This is a genomic window from Sorangium sp. So ce327 (assembly GCF_051530205.1).
In the GTDB taxonomy this organism is placed as follows: domain Bacteria; phylum Myxococcota_A; class Polyangia; order Polyangiales; family Polyangiaceae; genus Sorangium; species Sorangium cellulosum_B.
Genome location: NZ_CP150330.1, coordinates 592,017 through 608,241 on the forward strand (window position 1 = coordinate 592,017; position 16,225 = coordinate 608,241).

General features: G+C 70.1%; 14 protein-coding genes and 5 tRNA genes. 12 read left to right on the forward strand and 7 right to left on the reverse strand.

What is annotated here, in order from left to right; translation table 11 throughout:
• Positions 1-52: 52 nt before the first annotated feature.
• The 6 genes from WME95_RS02160 to WME95_RS02185 form a co-directional block, all read right to left on the reverse strand.
• Positions 53-661 (reverse strand): precorrin-2 dehydrogenase/sirohydrochlorin ferrochelatase family protein, encoded by a 609-nt coding sequence (locus WME95_RS02160; protein ID WP_437906790.1) that lies wholly within the window; start codon positions 659-661, stop codon positions 53-55.
• 94 nt (positions 662-755) lie between these two features.
• On the reverse strand, positions 756-1,517 hold the full coding sequence (locus WME95_RS02165) for a hypothetical protein (RefSeq protein ID WP_437906791.1): 762 nt from the start codon (positions 1,515-1,517) through the stop codon (positions 756-758).
• 131 nt (positions 1,518-1,648) lie between these two features.
• A complete protein-coding gene (locus WME95_RS02170; RefSeq protein WP_437906792.1) occupies positions 1,649-3,262 on the reverse strand; it encodes a BamA/TamA family outer membrane protein in 1,614 nt (537 codons plus the stop codon).
• A gap of 51 nt (positions 3,263-3,313) precedes the next feature.
• Positions 3,314-4,234: a hypothetical protein gene (locus tag WME95_RS02175; RefSeq protein WP_437906793.1), complete on the reverse strand. Its 921-nt coding sequence runs from the start codon at positions 4,232-4,234 to the stop codon at positions 3,314-3,316.
• A gap of 238 nt (positions 4,235-4,472) precedes the next feature.
• Positions 4,473-5,162: a bifunctional phosphoribosyl-AMP cyclohydrolase/phosphoribosyl-ATP diphosphatase HisIE gene (hisIE, locus tag WME95_RS02180; RefSeq protein ID WP_437906794.1), complete on the reverse strand. Its 690-nt coding sequence runs from the start codon at positions 5,160-5,162 to the stop codon at positions 4,473-4,475.
• Positions 5,163-5,165: 3 nt separating this feature from the next.
• Entirely contained in the window at positions 5,166-6,632 is a 1,467-nt protein-coding gene (locus WME95_RS02185) for a prolipoprotein diacylglyceryl transferase (RefSeq protein ID WP_437906795.1), read from the reverse strand.
• 217 nt (positions 6,633-6,849) lie between these two features.
• Between WME95_RS02185 and WME95_RS02190 the strand changes: the two genes are divergently transcribed.
• Together WME95_RS02190 and WME95_RS02195 are read left to right on the forward strand one after the other, a co-directional pair.
• Positions 6,850-7,602: a hypothetical protein gene (locus WME95_RS02190; protein WP_437906796.1), complete on the forward strand. Its 753-nt coding sequence runs from the start codon at positions 6,850-6,852 to the stop codon at positions 7,600-7,602.
• A 5-nt stretch (positions 7,603-7,607) separates the two neighbouring features.
• Positions 7,608-9,098: an MXAN_5187 C-terminal domain-containing protein gene (locus tag WME95_RS02195; RefSeq protein ID WP_437906797.1), complete on the forward strand. Its 1,491-nt coding sequence runs from the start codon at positions 7,608-7,610 to the stop codon at positions 9,096-9,098.
• A 662-nt stretch (positions 9,099-9,760) separates the two neighbouring features.
• Here the strand turns inward: WME95_RS02195 and WME95_RS02200 are convergent.
• Positions 9,761-11,563 (reverse strand): serine/threonine-protein kinase, encoded by a 1,803-nt coding sequence (locus tag WME95_RS02200; RefSeq protein WP_437549099.1) that lies wholly within the window; start codon positions 11,561-11,563, stop codon positions 9,761-9,763.
• A 770-nt stretch (positions 11,564-12,333) separates the two neighbouring features.
• On the opposite strand from WME95_RS02200, the gene WME95_RS02205 reads away from it, so the two are divergent.
• The 10 genes from WME95_RS02205 to rplK all read left to right on the forward strand — a co-directional run bounded on the left by WME95_RS02205 (position 12,334) and on the right by rplK (position 16,172).
• A tRNA-Thr gene (locus tag WME95_RS02205) sits at positions 12,334-12,406 on the forward strand.
• A gap of 81 nt (positions 12,407-12,487) precedes the next feature.
• Positions 12,488-12,569: transfer RNA gene (locus WME95_RS02210), tRNA-Tyr, on the forward strand.
• A 74-nt stretch (positions 12,570-12,643) separates the two neighbouring features.
• Positions 12,644-12,716 (forward strand) — tRNA-Gly (locus WME95_RS02215).
• Positions 12,717-12,732: 16 nt separating this feature from the next.
• A tRNA-Thr gene (locus WME95_RS02220) sits at positions 12,733-12,808 on the forward strand.
• Between the two features lie 52 nt (positions 12,809-12,860).
• A complete protein-coding gene (gene tuf / locus WME95_RS02225) occupies positions 12,861-14,051 on the forward strand; it encodes an elongation factor Tu (protein ID WP_012233037.1) in 1,191 nt (396 codons plus the stop codon).
• A gap of 9 nt (positions 14,052-14,060) precedes the next feature.
• Positions 14,061-14,231, forward strand: coding sequence for a 50S ribosomal protein L33 (rpmG, locus tag WME95_RS02230; protein ID WP_437531315.1), 171 nt, complete (start codon positions 14,061-14,063; stop codon positions 14,229-14,231).
• 29 nt (positions 14,232-14,260) lie between these two features.
• Positions 14,261-14,333, forward strand: a tRNA-Trp gene (locus WME95_RS02235).
• Between the two features lie 87 nt (positions 14,334-14,420).
• The gene (gene secE / locus WME95_RS02240) at positions 14,421-15,050 is read left to right on the forward strand and encodes a preprotein translocase subunit SecE (protein WP_437549101.1); all 630 of its coding nucleotides are present in this window, start codon (positions 14,421-14,423) and stop codon (positions 15,048-15,050) included.
• Between the two features lie 30 nt (positions 15,051-15,080).
• The gene (nusG, locus tag WME95_RS02245) at positions 15,081-15,611 is read left to right on the forward strand and encodes a transcription termination/antitermination protein NusG (protein ID WP_012233040.1); all 531 of its coding nucleotides are present in this window, start codon (positions 15,081-15,083) and stop codon (positions 15,609-15,611) included.
• Positions 15,612-15,728: 117 nt separating this feature from the next.
• Entirely contained in the window at positions 15,729-16,172 is a 444-nt protein-coding gene (gene rplK, locus WME95_RS02250; protein ID WP_272097520.1) for a 50S ribosomal protein L11, read from the forward strand.
• The last annotated feature ends 53 nt before the right edge of the window (positions 16,173-16,225 follow it).

Genomic DNA, 16,225 nt, shown 5'->3' on the forward strand with positions numbered 1-16,225 from the left:
AGGCCCGCGCCCCCGCGGCGCCCCCGCCGCTCCGGCGCGGCCTCCTCGGACATCAAGGCTCGTCGCCTCGCTCCAGCCATGCAGGGAACCGAAGCCTCGCCTCCAGCCCGAAGCCCAGGGTCGCCCGGCGCATGCGCGCGGCCCGCTCGGGGCCCCGAGGGAGGCTCTCGCGGAGCCTGCGCAGCGCGTCGATGTAGCGGGCGAACCGAGGATCCGAGAAGAGGGCGCCGAGGTCCTCCCGGATGCGCCGTATGGTTCCAGGGCTGACGCCATGGCTGCTGAAGCTCATCGTCAGTCCGGAGGCAGAGACCACCGAAGGATTGACGAAGTTCGACACCTCCGGGCGATCCAGCGTGCAGACGAGGCGCCCGGCGCCCGCGAGCTCTCGGTGGAGGCGCCGCGAGAGCGCCTCGTCGCCCGGCACGAGGAACACGATCGCCGCCCCGGCGAGGTCGCCCTCCACGAATGCTCGCCGGTGCAGATCGAGCCGCCCCTCCCGGCTGGCTTGCTCGATGGCCCCGTCGATCTGCCCTGGAGCGACGACGGAGACGCGAGCGCCCGCCGAGAGGAGGCGCTCCACGGTGTACGGGGCGTCGCCATCCGCGCCGATGACGAGCGCCCGCTGGCCGTTGAGATCGAGCGCGATGGGAAAGAGGCGCATGGGGGTGGATCCGACAACAGAGCGTCCGCGCGACGAGTGTAGACCGACGCGTCGCCCGGCGGGCGAGGGGCGTGACGTCGAGCGAGGCCGCCGCTCAGCGGCCGGGAGACCTCTGGGGAGGAGGAGGCGGGCTGGGCGGTGGCACCGGCGGTAAAAAGGACTGCGTGCGGAAGGCGAGCATCCGGTCGGCGTTGCCGATGCGCGTCACGAACAGGCCGACGAAGGAGCCGAACAGCGAGTCGCCCGGCCCGATCGCCGTCGAGCCGGGCGGTCGGGTCACCCACCGCTTGATGCGATCGAGCATCTCGGCGCTCATGGGGTTCACCTCGACCAGCACGGCGACGAAATAGCGGCTGCCGTCGCGGACGAGCGATCGCTCCACGAGCGGCAGCCGCCGGGCCTCGGCGCAGTTGCGGAGCACGCCCTCGACGTTGATCGCGACCGTGCTCGACTGACCTCCGGCCTGGATCAGCTGGATCCGGAACAACTCATCCCAGAGGTCGTAGACGATCCGGCAGCTCTTCGCGGCGAGCGCGACAGGGTTGCCTCCGCTCTCGTGGAAGAGGTAGCCGCGCATCGTGATGACGGTGGGGAGCCCGCTGAGCAGCTTCTTCGAGATCTCGCCGTCGACGACGTCGCGGAAGCCCACGGTCAGCTGCACGATCGTCTTGTCGAGCGTCAAGCTCGCCACCCGGGTGGGCAGCGCGGCAGGCGCGCCGAGCGCCTGTTGCGCGTCCGCGTCAGCGATCTCCTTGGGCCCCGGCCCCTCCTGGGCCATCGACCAGCTCGCTCGGAGGGCGAGCGTCGCGAGCAGCGCGATCCCGAGCCAGCGCGCCGCTCCGCGGCCGAGCGCCACGAGCGCTCGCCGCGCCTCTCGGAGGTGCCAGGCGCGGCGGCCACCGCCCGCGCGCCGCGCACCGCGCACCGCGCGCTTCGGTCCGCGATGTGCATTGGAGCAGAATGAGCAGAGCGAGCAGATCGAGCGGCTCATTTCCGCTCACCGCGTCGCGCCGGGATCAGCCCGAGGAGGTTCGAGAACGCGAGCGTCACCCCGCCGACCGCGGTGTCGACCCGCAGACCGAGGTTGTAGGTGAGATCCACGGGCACGCGGGCGAAGCCCTCGTATCCGGTCGGCGCATCGGTGAACTCGCGGCGCGTCGCGAGGCCGTACAGGCCCGCGGCGCCGAAGAGATCGACGCCGTAGATGGATCCGCGGCCGGCGTAGACCGGGATCCGGTACTCCGCCTCCAGCTTCGCGGCGAAGTCCCCGTACCGGACCTCGATGATGTCCGTGCTGAGGAAGTTCGGCGGTTGCCTCCGATCGGGCGCGAGATCGAGCAGCCGATCCGGCAGGAGGTCGGTGAGATCGCCGACGTAGAATTTCTCGAAGAAAGGCGCGTCCCCGGCTATCGCGCCGGCGAACGCCTCGACGCGGAGCACGTGCCGCAGCGGCAGGCGGAACCAGCGCTGCGCGCCGAACTCGAACTTCTGGTAGCCGTAGTCGCTGCCGAACGGCGGTACGCCCACCGTGACCGAGACCGACGCGAGCGTGCCCTGCGTCGCAAGGAAGGGCGCGTCGCGCGTGTCGTGATCGATCGCGGCGTGCAGCGACGAGAGCACCGTCTTGCCGCCCAGGATGTCGAATTCGATGGGCTCGCGGCTGTTGCCGCGCATGTGCGAGGCGACCGTGGGCACGGTCGCGTCGATCTGCTCCAGGTGGTAGTCGAGCGACAGCCGCGAGGAGGAGGAGACGTCGTGACCTGTGCCGAGCGTCGCGCCGAACCGCTTGTAGGCGACGACGGCGTAGCCCGTGACCTCGCGCTGCTCGAGCAACGGGGACTCGAAGACGACGTCCCGGTTGCCGAAGAAGTCACGGGCGTCGTTGTAGAGCACCGTCACCGTGGCCGACCAGCGGGTCCCCACGAACGCGGGGTCGACGAAGCGGGTCCTCAGCGCGAGCTGGTCGGCCGCGAGCCCGACGCCGGCGCCGAGCGTGATCCCTGTCCCGGCGAGGTTGGTCTCGGCGACCTGCACGCCGGTGAACGCGGAGAGCGGCTTCGCGTTGCCCGCGGTGTCCTCGTCGGCCGCGATGCCGAGCCAGAGGTCCTGCACGACGAACGTGTTGCGCTCGACGACGTCGATCACGAGCGTCGCGCTCCCGCGCTCGACCCCCTTGCGGAGAGAGAACCCGACCGAGGCGAAGAACCCGGTCCCGAGGAGGCGGTAGCGCGTGAGCTCGATCTCCGGATCCTCGACGTCGAGCAGGTCCCCCGCGCGGAACCTGACGTAGCGGAGGATCACGCGCGCGGCGGTCCGCACGTTGCCGCGGATCTCGATGCCGTCGAGGGTGTACCGGACGCGATGCCTCTCCTGCGCCGCGCCGGGCGACAGCGCCGCCGCGTGGGGGGGCGCGGAAGCGTGCGGCGCTCGCTCCTGCGCCGTGGCCTCTGCGCCGGCGGCCACCGCGCCTTGCCCGAGCGCGCGCCTCGGGCACGTCCCCAGGAGCAACGCGCATCCGATCGCGAGGTGGGCGCGGCCGAGCGCAGGGGGCAGGGGGATGGCCCGGGAGCGTGAAGAGCTCCGGAATCGAGGTGGATTCACGGGATTCCTGCAACGCCGCCGAGGCCTCCCGAGGCGTCGGCGGCGCGCCCTTCAGCAGCGCACCCTAGCACGATCGATCGCCTCGCCGGAGGAATCGGTCGCGTCGAGATCGACCCCCGCCGCGGTGTCCTCGGCGACGGCGTCGGAGGGGACAGGGGGCGACGGCGCCCTGCAGCGGATCTGCGCCGCAGCGGTCACGCGCTGTGGCCAGCGTGCATCCCGCGGCGTCGGGGCGGGCTCGGTGTGCTCTGCCAGCACGAGAAGGTCCAGCCGGGCCGGCGTCGGCTCGATCAGGTGATCGGCCGCGGCGAGCAGCAGCGCCCGGACCTCGGTCCGGACGCTGGCCTCGCGCGCCCAGCGCGCGCCGACGCTCGCGGCGATGGCGCGGGCGAGGAGGAGCTCCGCGCGGCCGCGCACGTCCGCGGGGATCCAGTCCGCGATGAGCGGATCCGCGAGCATGGATAACGTCTTGCGCAGCGCGGTGACGCGGCGAGGGCCGAACCTATCCGGCGCGCGCTCCGCGTGGCGCGCGAGGCGCCCTGCCCTGCGGAGCGCGCGCCTCGCCGCCCTGCCGACCACTGCCCCGTGCACGGTGAGCCGTTCGCGCGGCGCATCGATGGCGCGTAGCACCGCGGCCAGCGAGACCCCGCCCGCGATCACGAGCGCGACCGTCACCGCCGTGGCCTCGAGGCCGTGCAGCTGAAAGCCGCCGGTCGCCGCGACGAAGGCGCAGGCCGACGCGAGCAAGAGCCCCAGGGAGCCCAGCGCGCCTGCGGTGTGCGAGCGGCCGCGCCAGGAGCCGCCTTCGCCGTGGAGGGTCCGCGCGTAGCCGTCCGGCGCGATGAGCCGTCCCCCGCTTGGGATGAGGCCCACCATGGCTCGCCGCGCCGCGCGCCCGAGGCCGACCTCCAGCGGGCCGAGCTCGATGCCGGGCGGCTCACGGAAGGGGCTCACCCATCCAGAATAGCCCATCCGCCGCCCTCACGGAGGGCGGGGGCCGGCGCGCAGCTGCGGCGGCGAAGCCTCGCCGTCTGCGGCCTCGCTCTCGCGGGCGCCGCCGCCATCGGGGTGATCCCGATCGGCAGCCCCGGTCGCGGTGACAGGGCTTCGTCCGTCTACAACGGGCTCTGTGGTTGCTGACAGCGCAGCGCCGCGCGGCGGATCACGAAGAGCGAGCCGCCGCCACATCGAGGCAGCGGCGCCCGGCGCATCACGGCTTGCCCGGGCTGTCCTTCTGTGCCCGCGATGCCTTCTCGACGAGGCCGCTCGTGCCCATGCGTGACGCGAGCGCCGAGAGCACCGCGCGCAGCGGGACGCCGCGCGACGCGACGCCGACCAGCAGGTGGTAGATGACGTCCGCCGCCTCGGACGCGACGCGCTCGTCGCTCTCCCCGGCGATCGCCTGGGCCAGCTCGCCGGCCTCCTCGCGGAGCTTCGCCCCGATGAGGGGCGCGCCTCCGTCGAGCAGCTTCCGGGTGTAGCTCTTCGTCGCCGACGACGCCTTGCGCGCCTCGATCTCGCGCTCGAGGGCCTCGAGCAGCGCGGACGCGTCCTGCCCCTCATCGGCGGCCTCGGGCTCCCCGTCGCCGCGGGCATCGACCTGCCGGAAGAAGCAGCTCGCGCTCCCCGTGTGGCACGTCGGGCCGCGGGGCTCCGCGAGGATCAGGAGCGCGTCCCCGTCGCAGTCGGCGTGGACGCTCGTCACCGCCAGCGTGTTGCCGCTCGTCGCCCCCTTTTCCCAGAGCTCGCCGCGCGAGCGGCTGAAGAAGGTGGCGCGCCCCGTCTCGAGCGTCCTGGCGAGCGACTCCCGCGTCATGTACGCGAGCATCCGGACCTGCCCGGTCAGCCGATCCTGCACGACGGCCGGTACGAGCTTGCCCTCTCCGAATGCGATCTTCACGTTCTATGCCTCTCCGGTGGTGTCGGGCGCCTCGGCAGCGCCGGTTTCGCGGGCCGTCGCCCGGCCTTCGTCCTTTGCGCTGCCGCGCCTGGCCCGCGACGGCGCGTCGCCGGCCTTCGCCGGCGCGCTCCGCTTCTTTCTCGGCGTGTCGTCCTCGTCCTCGTCGTCCTGGTCCTCGTCGTCGTCGCCATCTGCTTGCTTGTCGGCGGCGGCGGCGGGGCTCTCCGGGAGGCTGAGCGCCATCGCCTGCTCCGGGTGGTCCAGGGCGGCCTTGTGATAGACCGCGAACGCGATCGACGCGGCGAGCCCGGTCGCCAGCGCGACGGCCTGGGAGGTCGAGTACTGGAGGGTCGCGGAGGCGGCGAACGTCTCGGGCCTGAGGGCCAGGTACAGGGCGACCGCGGGGACGAAGGAGAGCACCTGCGTCACCTTGCGCACCACGTTGTCGCGGAGGAGGTGGGAGAACCCGATCGTGTACCCCACGGCGAAGATCACGAGGCCGGCCGGGAGCAACACGTGCTCCGGGAGCGACGGCGGGATCGAGCCCCGCTCGGCGTCGTCGCGGAGGAGCTCGAGCAGGTAGCGGCAGACGCCGTAGGAGAACGTGAAGATGAGGAAGATCTCGCCACGGAACTTCTGCCGGCGGCGCGCGAGGAGGAGGAGCGTGAGCAGCCCTGCGCCGACGAGCGCCTCGTAGATCTGCGTCGGGTGCACGGCGAGCGACGCCTCGGAGCTCGGATCCAGCCCGCGCTCCTTGATGTGCTGCACCCACGCCGGGGACCCGCTGCCGTGGTCCAGCGTGCCCTCGGCCCAGCGCGGGAACGTGCCGAGCTTCTTCAGCCAGGCGGGCGCCGTCTCGCCGAGCGGCCGGCCGAAGTCGCAGCCGAAGAGGTAACACCCGATGCGCGTGATCATCAGGCCCGAGGCGAGGCTCGGGACGGCGACGTCGGCCCAGGGGAGCAGCGGGATGCGATGGGAGCGCAGGAACAGGTACGAGCCCAGGAAGCCGCCCAGGAAGCCGCCGTACGCCACCAGTCCGCCGCGGCGGATGTCGAACATCGCGCCGAACGAGTCGAACTCGTCGAGGTTCGTGAGGATGTAGAGCACGCGCGACCCGACGACCGCGGCGAGAGCGGTGACGACGTAGCAGTTGGCCATCGTCTCCTTCGGCAGGCCGTCGCGCTCCGCGAGCCCGAGCGTCAGGTACCAGCCGACGACGAGCGAGAGCCCGAGCATGACACCGTAGCTGTAGATGGGCAGCGGACCCAGGGTGTAGGTCTGCTCCTTGACCTGAGAGGCGATCGCGGCGAGCGCGACGCCTGCGATGCCCGCGGCCGTCGCGCCTGGCTTGTTCTTCGCGATGAGCAGCCCGATCGCGCCCGCGAAAGCGACGCCCGCAGCGATCAGGAAGACCCAGAGCAGGGGCACGGTCCAGGCGGGCAGCGGGACGCGGAACAGGATGGGATGCATGGCGCCTCTCCTTACGCCTGGGCTTGGGGACCATCAAGCATCGTCTCTCGCGCATGACGCAGCGAGCCAAAGCGTTCGCTGACGCTGGTCCAACCGCGCCGGGCGATCTCGATGTGCCCGGGCCGTCCAGCGCAGCGTGATGTTCTCCCCACCCCTGTCGTCGGCGCCCGCGAAGCGGCTCTCGAAGTCCGCGCGCGCCGCTGCTAGCATCGATTCCGTGCTCTCTGGCCGTGCCACCGTCGGGGTCTTCGCAGTGCCTGGACTGCTCGTGAGCGCGGCGTGTGTTCCCGAAGGGCCGGCCACGGGGGATGTGAGCGCGCGGCCAGCCGGGACGGTCGCGCCGTCGGTCTCCTTGCCGACCGCGGGCGCCGCTCCGGGAGCGCAGGGGACGGGCGTGTTCGAGGACGACTTCAACCGGCCGGCGCTCGGCCCCGACTGGAACGCCTTGAGCTCCAAGTGGGCCATCGACGAGGGGCAGCTCTGCGTGCGCGCCGCGAGGAACCGCGGCGTGTGGTTGAAGCGGCCGCTGCCGGAGAACGCCCGGATCGAGTTCGACGCCATCGCCGAGGCCCCAGACGGCGATCTCAAGGCCGAGCTCTGGGGGGACGGCCGGAGCGGGGCGACGGCGGCGAGCTACACGAACGCGACGAGCTACCTCGTGATCCTCGGAGGATGGAAGAACACGAAGCACGTGCTCGCGCGCCTCGACGAGCACAGCGCCGAACGGCTGGAGATCGACGTGGATCCGGACAGCGACGACGACCGCGCGCGGCCGGTTGCGCCGGGGCAACCGTATCGCTTCCGGATAGAGCGCCGTGACGGCAGGACCCTCTCCTGGTCGGTGAACGACGTCGAGTATCTGGAGCTCAGCGACCCTGCTCCGCTCTCCGGTCCAGGGCACGAGCACATGGGCTTCAACGCATGGGATGCGCCGGTCTGCTTCGACAACCTGCGCATCACGCCCCTCTAGCCGCGATGGAATCGGGTGAGGTCGAGCGGGAGCTCGAGGAGCTGGAGACGCGCATCGAGCGGCTGCGCGCGCTCTACGAGCAGTACTTCATGGGGATCGAACGGCTGGAGCCGCTCATCCCGCGCAAGGACGTCGAGCGTCGCATCTGGGTGATGCGGCGGGAGCAGATCAGGAACACCGGGCTCCGGTTCAAGTTCCAGATGCTGATCCAGCGCTACAACACGTTCCAGCAGTACTGGGGCCGCATCTCGCGCGAGATCGAGAACGGCACGTACCGTCGCGACGTCATCCGCGCAGCGAAGCGGGTCGGAGCGAAGGAAGCGCTCACGATCGTCGGCCGCAAGCGGGCAGAGCGCTACGGGGAGCTCGCCGAGCAGCAGGAGGCAGCGCGCGAGCCGGTCCACCGCGCCGATGACAGCGGCGATCACGAGGAGATCGACGTCGACGACGAGGCGGTCACGCTGGCGCCCCCGCCTCTGCCCGCCGCGTCGCTTTTGGGAAAGCGATCGCTGGCCGCGCTGGCCGCCGAGGAGGCCGCGCCTCGCGCCGCGGCCGCGCCGCTGACCGCACTGGAGGCGTCGAGCGCGGCGCCCGCGAGCTCGCCGGTGCGCCCCGCGCTCGCGCCGCCTGCCATGCCGCAGGCCGCCGCGGTCGTGAAGCCCGCGCCGCTGGGAGGGCTGCCCCGGGGGCTCGGCCTGACCAGGCCCCAGCAGAAGCCGGCGGAGAGCAAGCCGGCAGAGGCGAAGCCGGCCGAGGCCGCCCCAGCGGGCGCGAAGTCGCCGGCGCGCCCTGCCGTCGACAAGGCTCAGCCTGCGGCGGGCGCGAACAGCCGTCAGCGGCTCGCCGAGCTCGCGGCGGAGATGCGCGCTCAGCGCACCAAGACCGGCGACGCGTCGAAGGCCGCGGCTGGGCCTCCAGACGTGTTGACCGACGTCGCGTCCGAGCCTCCGCCTGCTCCGAAGCGACCGCCGCCACCGAGCCCCGTCAAGCCTTCTCCTGGCGCTCCGGCCGAAGCCCCAGCGGTCGCTGCCGCCGCCGCGGCGGGCGAAGCGAAGGGCACCGGAGCAAGGCGGCAGGAGCGCGTCCACTCGGAGCGCCCGCCGTCGGCCCGGCGCCGTCGCTCCACCGCGCCGCCTGCCGCGGAGACCGGCGCGGCCAGCGGCGCTCGGCATACGGCGCCGCGGACGCCGTCGCGCCCCCCGGAGGCCGCGCGCGCCGGCGTCGACGCCGCGGTGCGCGCGCGACCCGCGCCCCCGCAGCGATCTGCTGCGCGCGACGACGAGCTCCCGGAGCAGCGGTTGCGTCAGATCTACGCGAAGTACGTCGAGACGAAGCGCGCCGCGCGTGAGTCGACGGCCGGCGTCACCTACGAGCGGCTGGCCGAGAGCCTCCGCGCGCAGGCCGCGAAGCTGCGTGCGACGAACCCGGCCAAGTCCGTCGACTACGATGTCGTCGTCAAGGACGGCAAGACCCTGCTGAAGCCGATCCTCAAGTAGCCGAAGATCGGCTGGCGGCAGGGCGGACGGGACGTCCCAAGGCAGGGATCGACGCGGGACCGACGCTCGGCGAACGTGAGGAGCATGAGCGCTCCGAGCTACGCTCGGTTCGTCGAGACGCTCCCGAGGGCGCTCGCCTCGTCAGACGGTCGGGCTGGGCGGGTGAGGATGTTCCGGCGGATCAGTGGTGCGCGACGCGGCGCCAAAGCTGCGGCAGTCGCTGGACCCGCGGAGGTACTCCGGCGTCGTCCTCGACGAAGAGGATCGCACACGCCGTGCGGTCGGCCTCGCGCATCCTCGCGCATAAGTCGGCGAGGTCATCGTCGGCGTCCACAACGTCGGCTTCGGCCGGCTGGGAACAGCCTTGAACGTATTTGACATTGTCAAGGGCGATCCATCGCCCAGCGAACTCTTTAGATCGACATATGTCGCGCCAGCTCATTCGAGGCGCGACCAAACGAATCTTACTGCCCATTTCCCGTGAGCGACCTTCTCCCCCGTGTTCCAAAGTCAAGCGCCGACCAAACAAAGCCAGGGCGCGGCGTGCACTGAACTTTCAGAACTGTCGGGGCAGGATCTAGCACCGGTCAAAATCGGGCGTCAAGGCAAGCCTGGAACAGCCCGGACCCGCTGAGTGTTGTGCCCGATCCGGCCCGCCTCCTTCATCGACATTGCGCTGGCAGCTGGGACATCGCCTCGCCCGCCCCGATCCGCGCGGCGGCCAAGGCGTGGGACTTCGCCGCGCACCCCTTGGACGCGACCGCCCGCTTGGCGCTCGCGCTGATGGCCGCCCTCGCCTCGGCCTTCTTGGGGCCATCGCACGACGCGAAGCGCTTCACTGCGAGATCCGTGTTGCCGCCGTTCGCCAGGTTGATCGCGGCCCTGCACTCCTGCTCCGCCTTCTCGTTGCCAGGCGGCGGGGCCTTGGGCCCGGTGGTCGCGGTCGGGGTCGTCGGGGTCGTCGTGTTCTTCGGGGTGTCCGGAGCCGTCTTGTCCGGGCCGGTGGGCTCGGGCGGGGGAGGCTCCGGGGTGGCGGTGGGCGTGCTCGTGGGCGTGCCCACGGGATCCGACGCCACGGTGACCGACGGCGCGCCCGTGGGCAGCGGGATCGCGGTCGACGTGCTCTCCTCCGTCGTGCTCCCGCCGCTCCCCTTCGTCATCATGACGATGCCCACGACGCCGAGCACCGCGACGGCCGCGACCGCGGCGAGGATCGGAGCTGCCTTGCTCTTCTGCGGCGCCGGCGGCGGCGCGGGGAACACCTGGCCGCTGCCCGTGGGCACGGCCGGGTGCGCCGGGACGACAGCCTGATCCATGACCGTCGGGGCCTGATGGGCCTGATGGTTGACGACGGTCCTCACCGGTCCCGATCCGGTGGGCGGCCCCGCGACGAACAGCGGCTCCCCGAGCTGCGTCTGACCCGAGCGCGACGGCATCAGCGCCGTCCCGCTGGTCGGCGCGTCGCTCCCGACGAGCGTGCGCGGCGCCGCCGCGAGCACCGAGAGGCGAGCGCCCGCGCCGATCGTGAGATCCTCGTAGAACTCCCGCGCCGACTGCTGCCGGTCCTCGCGCCTCTTGCTGAGGGCCCTCATGACGGCCGCCTTCATCTTCGGCGGGGCCGCGGCGCCCATCGGCACCGCCTCGAACGGGAATGGCTGCGCCGTCATGTGCTGAGTCGCCCATGCCCACGGCGTGTCGGCGTCGAACGGCAGGCGCCCGGTGAGCATCTCGTAGGTCAGCACGCCGAGCGAGTAGATGTCGCTCCGCGCGTCGAGCTCGGTCCCCGTGAACTGCTCGGGGCTCATGTACGGCGGGGTGCCGAGCACCGTCCCCTGCTGGGTCAGCTTCTGCTCGGCCTTGGCGCTGCGCTCGTCGCGCTTCGCGATGCCGAAGTCGAGGACCTTGACGTAGTCCTCCTCGCCGGCGCGCTTGGTCAGGAAGATGTTGGCGGGCTTCAGGTCGCGATGGACGATCCCCTTCTCATGGGCCTCCTGGAGCGACCCGCACGTCTGCGCGATGATGCGATCGACGCGCTCGGGAGAGAGCGCGCCGCCCCGCTCGAGCGCCGTCTCCAGCGACTGCCCGTTGAGGAGCTCCATCGCGATGTAGAGCTCCCCGGTGTTCGTCTGCCCGAAGTCGTAGACCTTGATGGTGTTCGGGTGCTCGAGCTCGCTGACCGTGCCGCACTCCCGCATGAAGCGCGCGACCACCTGCGGATCCTTCGCGTGCTGCGAGAGGAGCGTCTTGATGGCGACCTTCCGCACCGACGTCCCCATCGGCTGCTCGCCGTTGTAGACGCGGCCCATCCCGCCCTCGCCGAGCACGCCCATGATGCGGAACCGGCCGCCGACGATGGCGCCGATGAGCGGGTCTGCTTCCACCGGCGCGACAGGGAGGAGCGCGCCGCACGTGGCGCAGAAGCGCGCCCCATCGATGTTTGGCTGATGGCAAGCGGGACATTCCATGCGATCGAACCTCTACCCCCGAAGCATGACGGAACGCGATCGTCGCCTCGGGCCGCTCCGCGGCGCGCCCGGGCGAGCGTGCGCCGGGCAGGATCGCAGCAGCCGCGAGCGGAGCGCAAGGGACCTCTCGCTCGCACGAGGCGCCGCCGACGCGCGCCCTCGTCGCCCTCGTCGTCCCCGTCGTCCCCGTCTTCGCCCCCTCGTTCTCGTTCCACGTTCGCTTGCGTTCGCGCTCACGCAGCTGCTCGCCCGAGCCGCGTCGTCGCTGCGCGCGGCGTTCGGCGCGGGGCACGTGGCCCAGGCGACCCCCGCGCGCGCCTCGCCGCGGCGCTCCGCGCGCTGCGGGATCGTTCTATTCGACGCCCGCCGACGTCCGCACTTGAAAACCGGGAGCGCTCGAGCGAGATCGGCGCCGTCGGAGGACGCCGGTGCTCTGGACCGCCCAGCTCGACCACGCGGCCAGACCGCGCTCTCGCAGCCGATTCCAGCGAAACGGACGAAAACGATGCACACCGCTTGACACGTCTCTTGCAGGGGGCTAAGAGCCTCCTCCCTTCGCGGGACTCGTCTACCTTCGGAGCGACGTGAGCGGCACCAACAGCTTCACCTCGCTGCGGTCCAGCCCGGTCGGCACACTCCGAACCGCGCAGGCAGGCGGTCCAGCAGGGCCGGGAGTTGATTGCTCGCACAGAAGTGATCGGTCTTGGGACATTTCGCTAGGTCAGCACGCACGTTTCCCGGAGCCCGGGGACGAGCAGCGGGTGGATGCCGCTGGCGTAGCTCAATCGGTAGAGCACCTGCCTTGTAAGCAGGGGGTTAGGGGTTCAAGTCCCCTCGTCAGCTCCGATGCAAGGCAACAGATTGGCGGTTCGGGAGGTCAGGGCAGAGACAAAATCGGCAAGATCCGATAAATAGAGAAAATCTGGAGGGTTGCCCGAGCGGCCAAAGGGAGCAGACTGTAAATCTGCCGGCAATGCCTACGATGGTTCGAATCCATCACCCTCCACCGGAGCGTCCTTTCGCTCCGAAAGCGGTTCGACCAGGATATAGATCCGCCGGGATCACTCTCGACGGAAGCCCGCGGGCGTAGCTCAGTTGGTAGAGCGTCAGCCTTCCAAGCTGAACGTCGCCGGTTCGAACCCGGTCGCCCGCTCCGTGGTCGGTCGTTTGCCCACCTAGCTCAGTTGGCAGAGCACGTCCTTGGTAAGGACGAGGTCGTCGGTTCAATCCCGATGGTGGGCTCCAGCCAGGACAGCGAAACGCAGCCGCGAACTTCATTTCGGCAGGAGACATCTCGATGGCCAAGGAGAAATTCACTCGTACGAAGCCGCACGTGAACGTGGGCACCATCGGCCACATCGACCACGGCAAGACCACGCTCACGGCGGCGCTCGTCAAGGTGCAGTCGAAGCGCAACCTGGCGAAGGCGATCTCGTACGCCGACATCGCGAAGGGCGGGACGGTCCGTGACGAGACCAAGACGGTGACCATCGCGGCGGCGCACGTCGAGTACGAGTCGGCGAACCGCCACTACGCGCACGTCGACTGCCCCGGGCACGCCGACTACATCAAGAACATGATCACCGGCGCGGCGCAGATGGACGGGGCGATCCTCGTCGTGTCGTCGCTCGACAGCGTGATGCCGCAGACGCGCGAGCACGTGCTGCTCGCCCGGCAGGTCGGCCTGAACCACATCGTCGTGTTCCTCAACAAGTGCGACGCGGTGGACGACCCGGAGATGCTCGACCTTGTCGAGATGGAGGTCCGCGAGCTCCTGTCGAAGTACAAGTTCGACGGGGACAACGCGCCGGTGGTCCGCGGCGCGTCGCTGCCCGCGCTTCAGGGCGACCCGAAGTGGGAGGAGACGATCCAGCAGCTCCTCAGCGCGCTCGACAGCTACATCCCCGAGCCGGTGCGCGACATCGACAAGCCGTTCCTGATGGCGATCGAGGACGTGTTCTCGATCAAGGGTCGCGGCACGGTGGCCACGGGCCGCATCGAGCGCGGCGTGATCAAGGTCGGCGACGAGGTGCAGATCATCGGCTTCAAGGACACGAAGAAGTCGGTCGTGACCGGCGTCGAGATGTTCCGCAAGCTGCTCGATCAGGGGCAGGCGGGCGACAACGTCGGGTGTCTGCTCCGCGGCGTGGAGAAGGAAGAGATCGAGCGCGGCCAGGTGCTTGCGAAGCCCGGGTCGATCACGCCGCACACGAAGTTCACCGGTGAGGTGTACGTCCTCAAGAAGGAAGAGGGCGGGCGCCACACGCCGTTCTTCACCAACTACCGGCCGCAGTTCTACATCCGGACGACGGACGTGACCGGCACGGTGAACCTCCCCGAGGGGGTGAAGATGGTGATGCCGGGCGACAACATCACGATGACGATCGAGCTCATCGCCCCGGTCGCGCTGGAGGAGCAGATGCGCTTCGCCATCCGCGAGGGCGGCAAGACGGTGGGCGCCGGCGTCGTCACCAAGATCCTCGCGTAGGAGGCCGACGTGGGCGAGCAGGCCGGTGGGTGGCGTGCGGCGCGCATCGCCGTCTCACTGGCCTGCAGCGAGTGCAAGTCGCGGAACTACAAGACCACGAAGGCACCGGACCAGGTGGTGTCGCTCAAGAAGTTCTGCAAGCAGTGCAAGAAGCACACGGTTCACGACGAGACGAAGTGAACGAGTGCTCAGGAAGGCGCAGCGATTCTAGGGGTATAGCTCAGTTGGTAGAGCAGCGGATTCCAAATCCGCAGGTCGGGAGTTCGAGCCTCTCTGCCCCTGCCGGGGGATGTGGGCGCCTCAGGGCCGCCCCTGGATCCTCACCGAGCAGGCCTTTGTCTGCCGCGGTTCGGCGCGTTTGGTGTTGTTATGGCGAAGGGTCAAAAAGACAAGCCGCCGACGAAGGTCGCGGAGGACGAGGAGCCGGAAGAATCCGGACCGAGCTCGCCTGCCGAGGACTCGTCCCTCGTGGCGCAGAGCGAGGGGACGGGGGCTGCTGACGCGAAGGACGCCGAGGCGCCGCGTGCCGATGAATCGAACGACGCCGATGAGGCCGAGGACGAGGAGGTCGCGGCCACTCAGCTCGGCTCGGAGCGCTATGTGCTCGCCGGCTTCTTCGCCGCGGGAATGCTGCTCGCCTACCTGCTCGGCAAGGTCGTCCATGGCGTCTGGGCGACCCTCGCCAACAAGGACTGGTTCAGCCGGGCGCTGCCGGCGCTCTCCGCGGTGGGTGACGACGACAAGACGACGTACGGCATGATCGTCGGCGGCGTCGTCGCGCTGGTCGTCGTGTTGCGCGCGTTCCGCAACGCCGAGCTTCGCGCCTGGAGCGACGAGGTCGCCGCCGAGCTGGCGAAGGTGAAGTGGCCGACCAAGAAAGAGGTGACGAATGCGACGTTCGTCGTCATCGCGACGACCACCGTGGCGACCCTCTACCTGGCGCTGCTCGACCGCTTCTGGGCATTCGTGACCAACATCGTTTACGGCGATGGAAGCTGAAGCAGGGAGACCCTGAGGGAATCAAGCGCCATGGCCAAGAAGTGGTACGTCATCCATACCTACTCGGGATACGAGGCGAAGGTGCGCGACGCGCTCCAGCAGCGCGTGAAACAGTACAGCCTGGAGGATCGGTTCGGCGAGATCCTCATCCCGAGCGAGACCGTCACGGAGAACCGTCCCGGCGGTAAGACCCGCGTTCGTCAGAAGCTCAGTCTGCCCGGCTACATCTTCGTGGAGATGGAGATGAACGAGCAGGTCTGGCACCTGGTCAAGGACACGCCCAAGGTGACCGGCTTCATCGGCAACCAGACGCCGCAGGAGGTCCCGATCGTTCAGATCGACAATCTCCGGCGGGGGATCGTCGAAGGGGCGGTCAAGCCCAAGCCGCGGCTCACGTTCGAGGTGGGTGAGGAGGTGCGGGTCCTCGATGGCGCCTTCGCGAACTTCACCGGCACGGTCGATGACGTCAAGATGGACAAGCAGAAGCTCAAGGTGAAGGTCAGCATCTTCGGCCGACCCACCAGCGTTGAGCTCGACTTCTCAGCCGTGGAGAAGCGCTAGCCAGGAACGGTCGGCTGCAAACCTGCGGGCGAGCACCGCGCCTCCGTGGTGCTTCGCTGTTTCTCTGAATAGTAGACCGCCCGTCGGGCGGCGGTTCGATAGGGTGCGAGATTCATCATGGCGAAGAAAGTCACAGGGTATGTGAAGCTGCAGCTTCCGGCGGGCAAGGCCAACCCGTCGCCCCCCGTCGGTCCGGCGCTCGGCCAGCACGGCGTCAACATCATGGCGTTCTGCAAGGACTTCAACTCGCGGACGGCGGCGCAGGGGGACATGATCATCCCGGTGGTGATCACGGTCTACTCGGACCGCTCGTTCACGTTCATCATGAAGACGCCGCCGGCCTCCGTGCTCCTCAAGAAGGCGGCGGGGCTCGAGACGAAGAAGAAGCCGGGCGCGGGCTCCAAGGAGCCCAACAAGGTCAAGGTGGGCAAGGTCACGCAGAAGCAGCTGCAGGAGCTTGCCCAGCTCAAGATGCAGGACATGAACACGACGAACCTCGAGTCCGCGATGCGCAGCATGGCGGGCACGGCGCGCTCGATGGGCATCGACGTCGTCGACTGAGGGGTCGTGGCGCTCCCCGCCGTCGGGGATGCGCCCCGCCGCGCCGGGCGCCC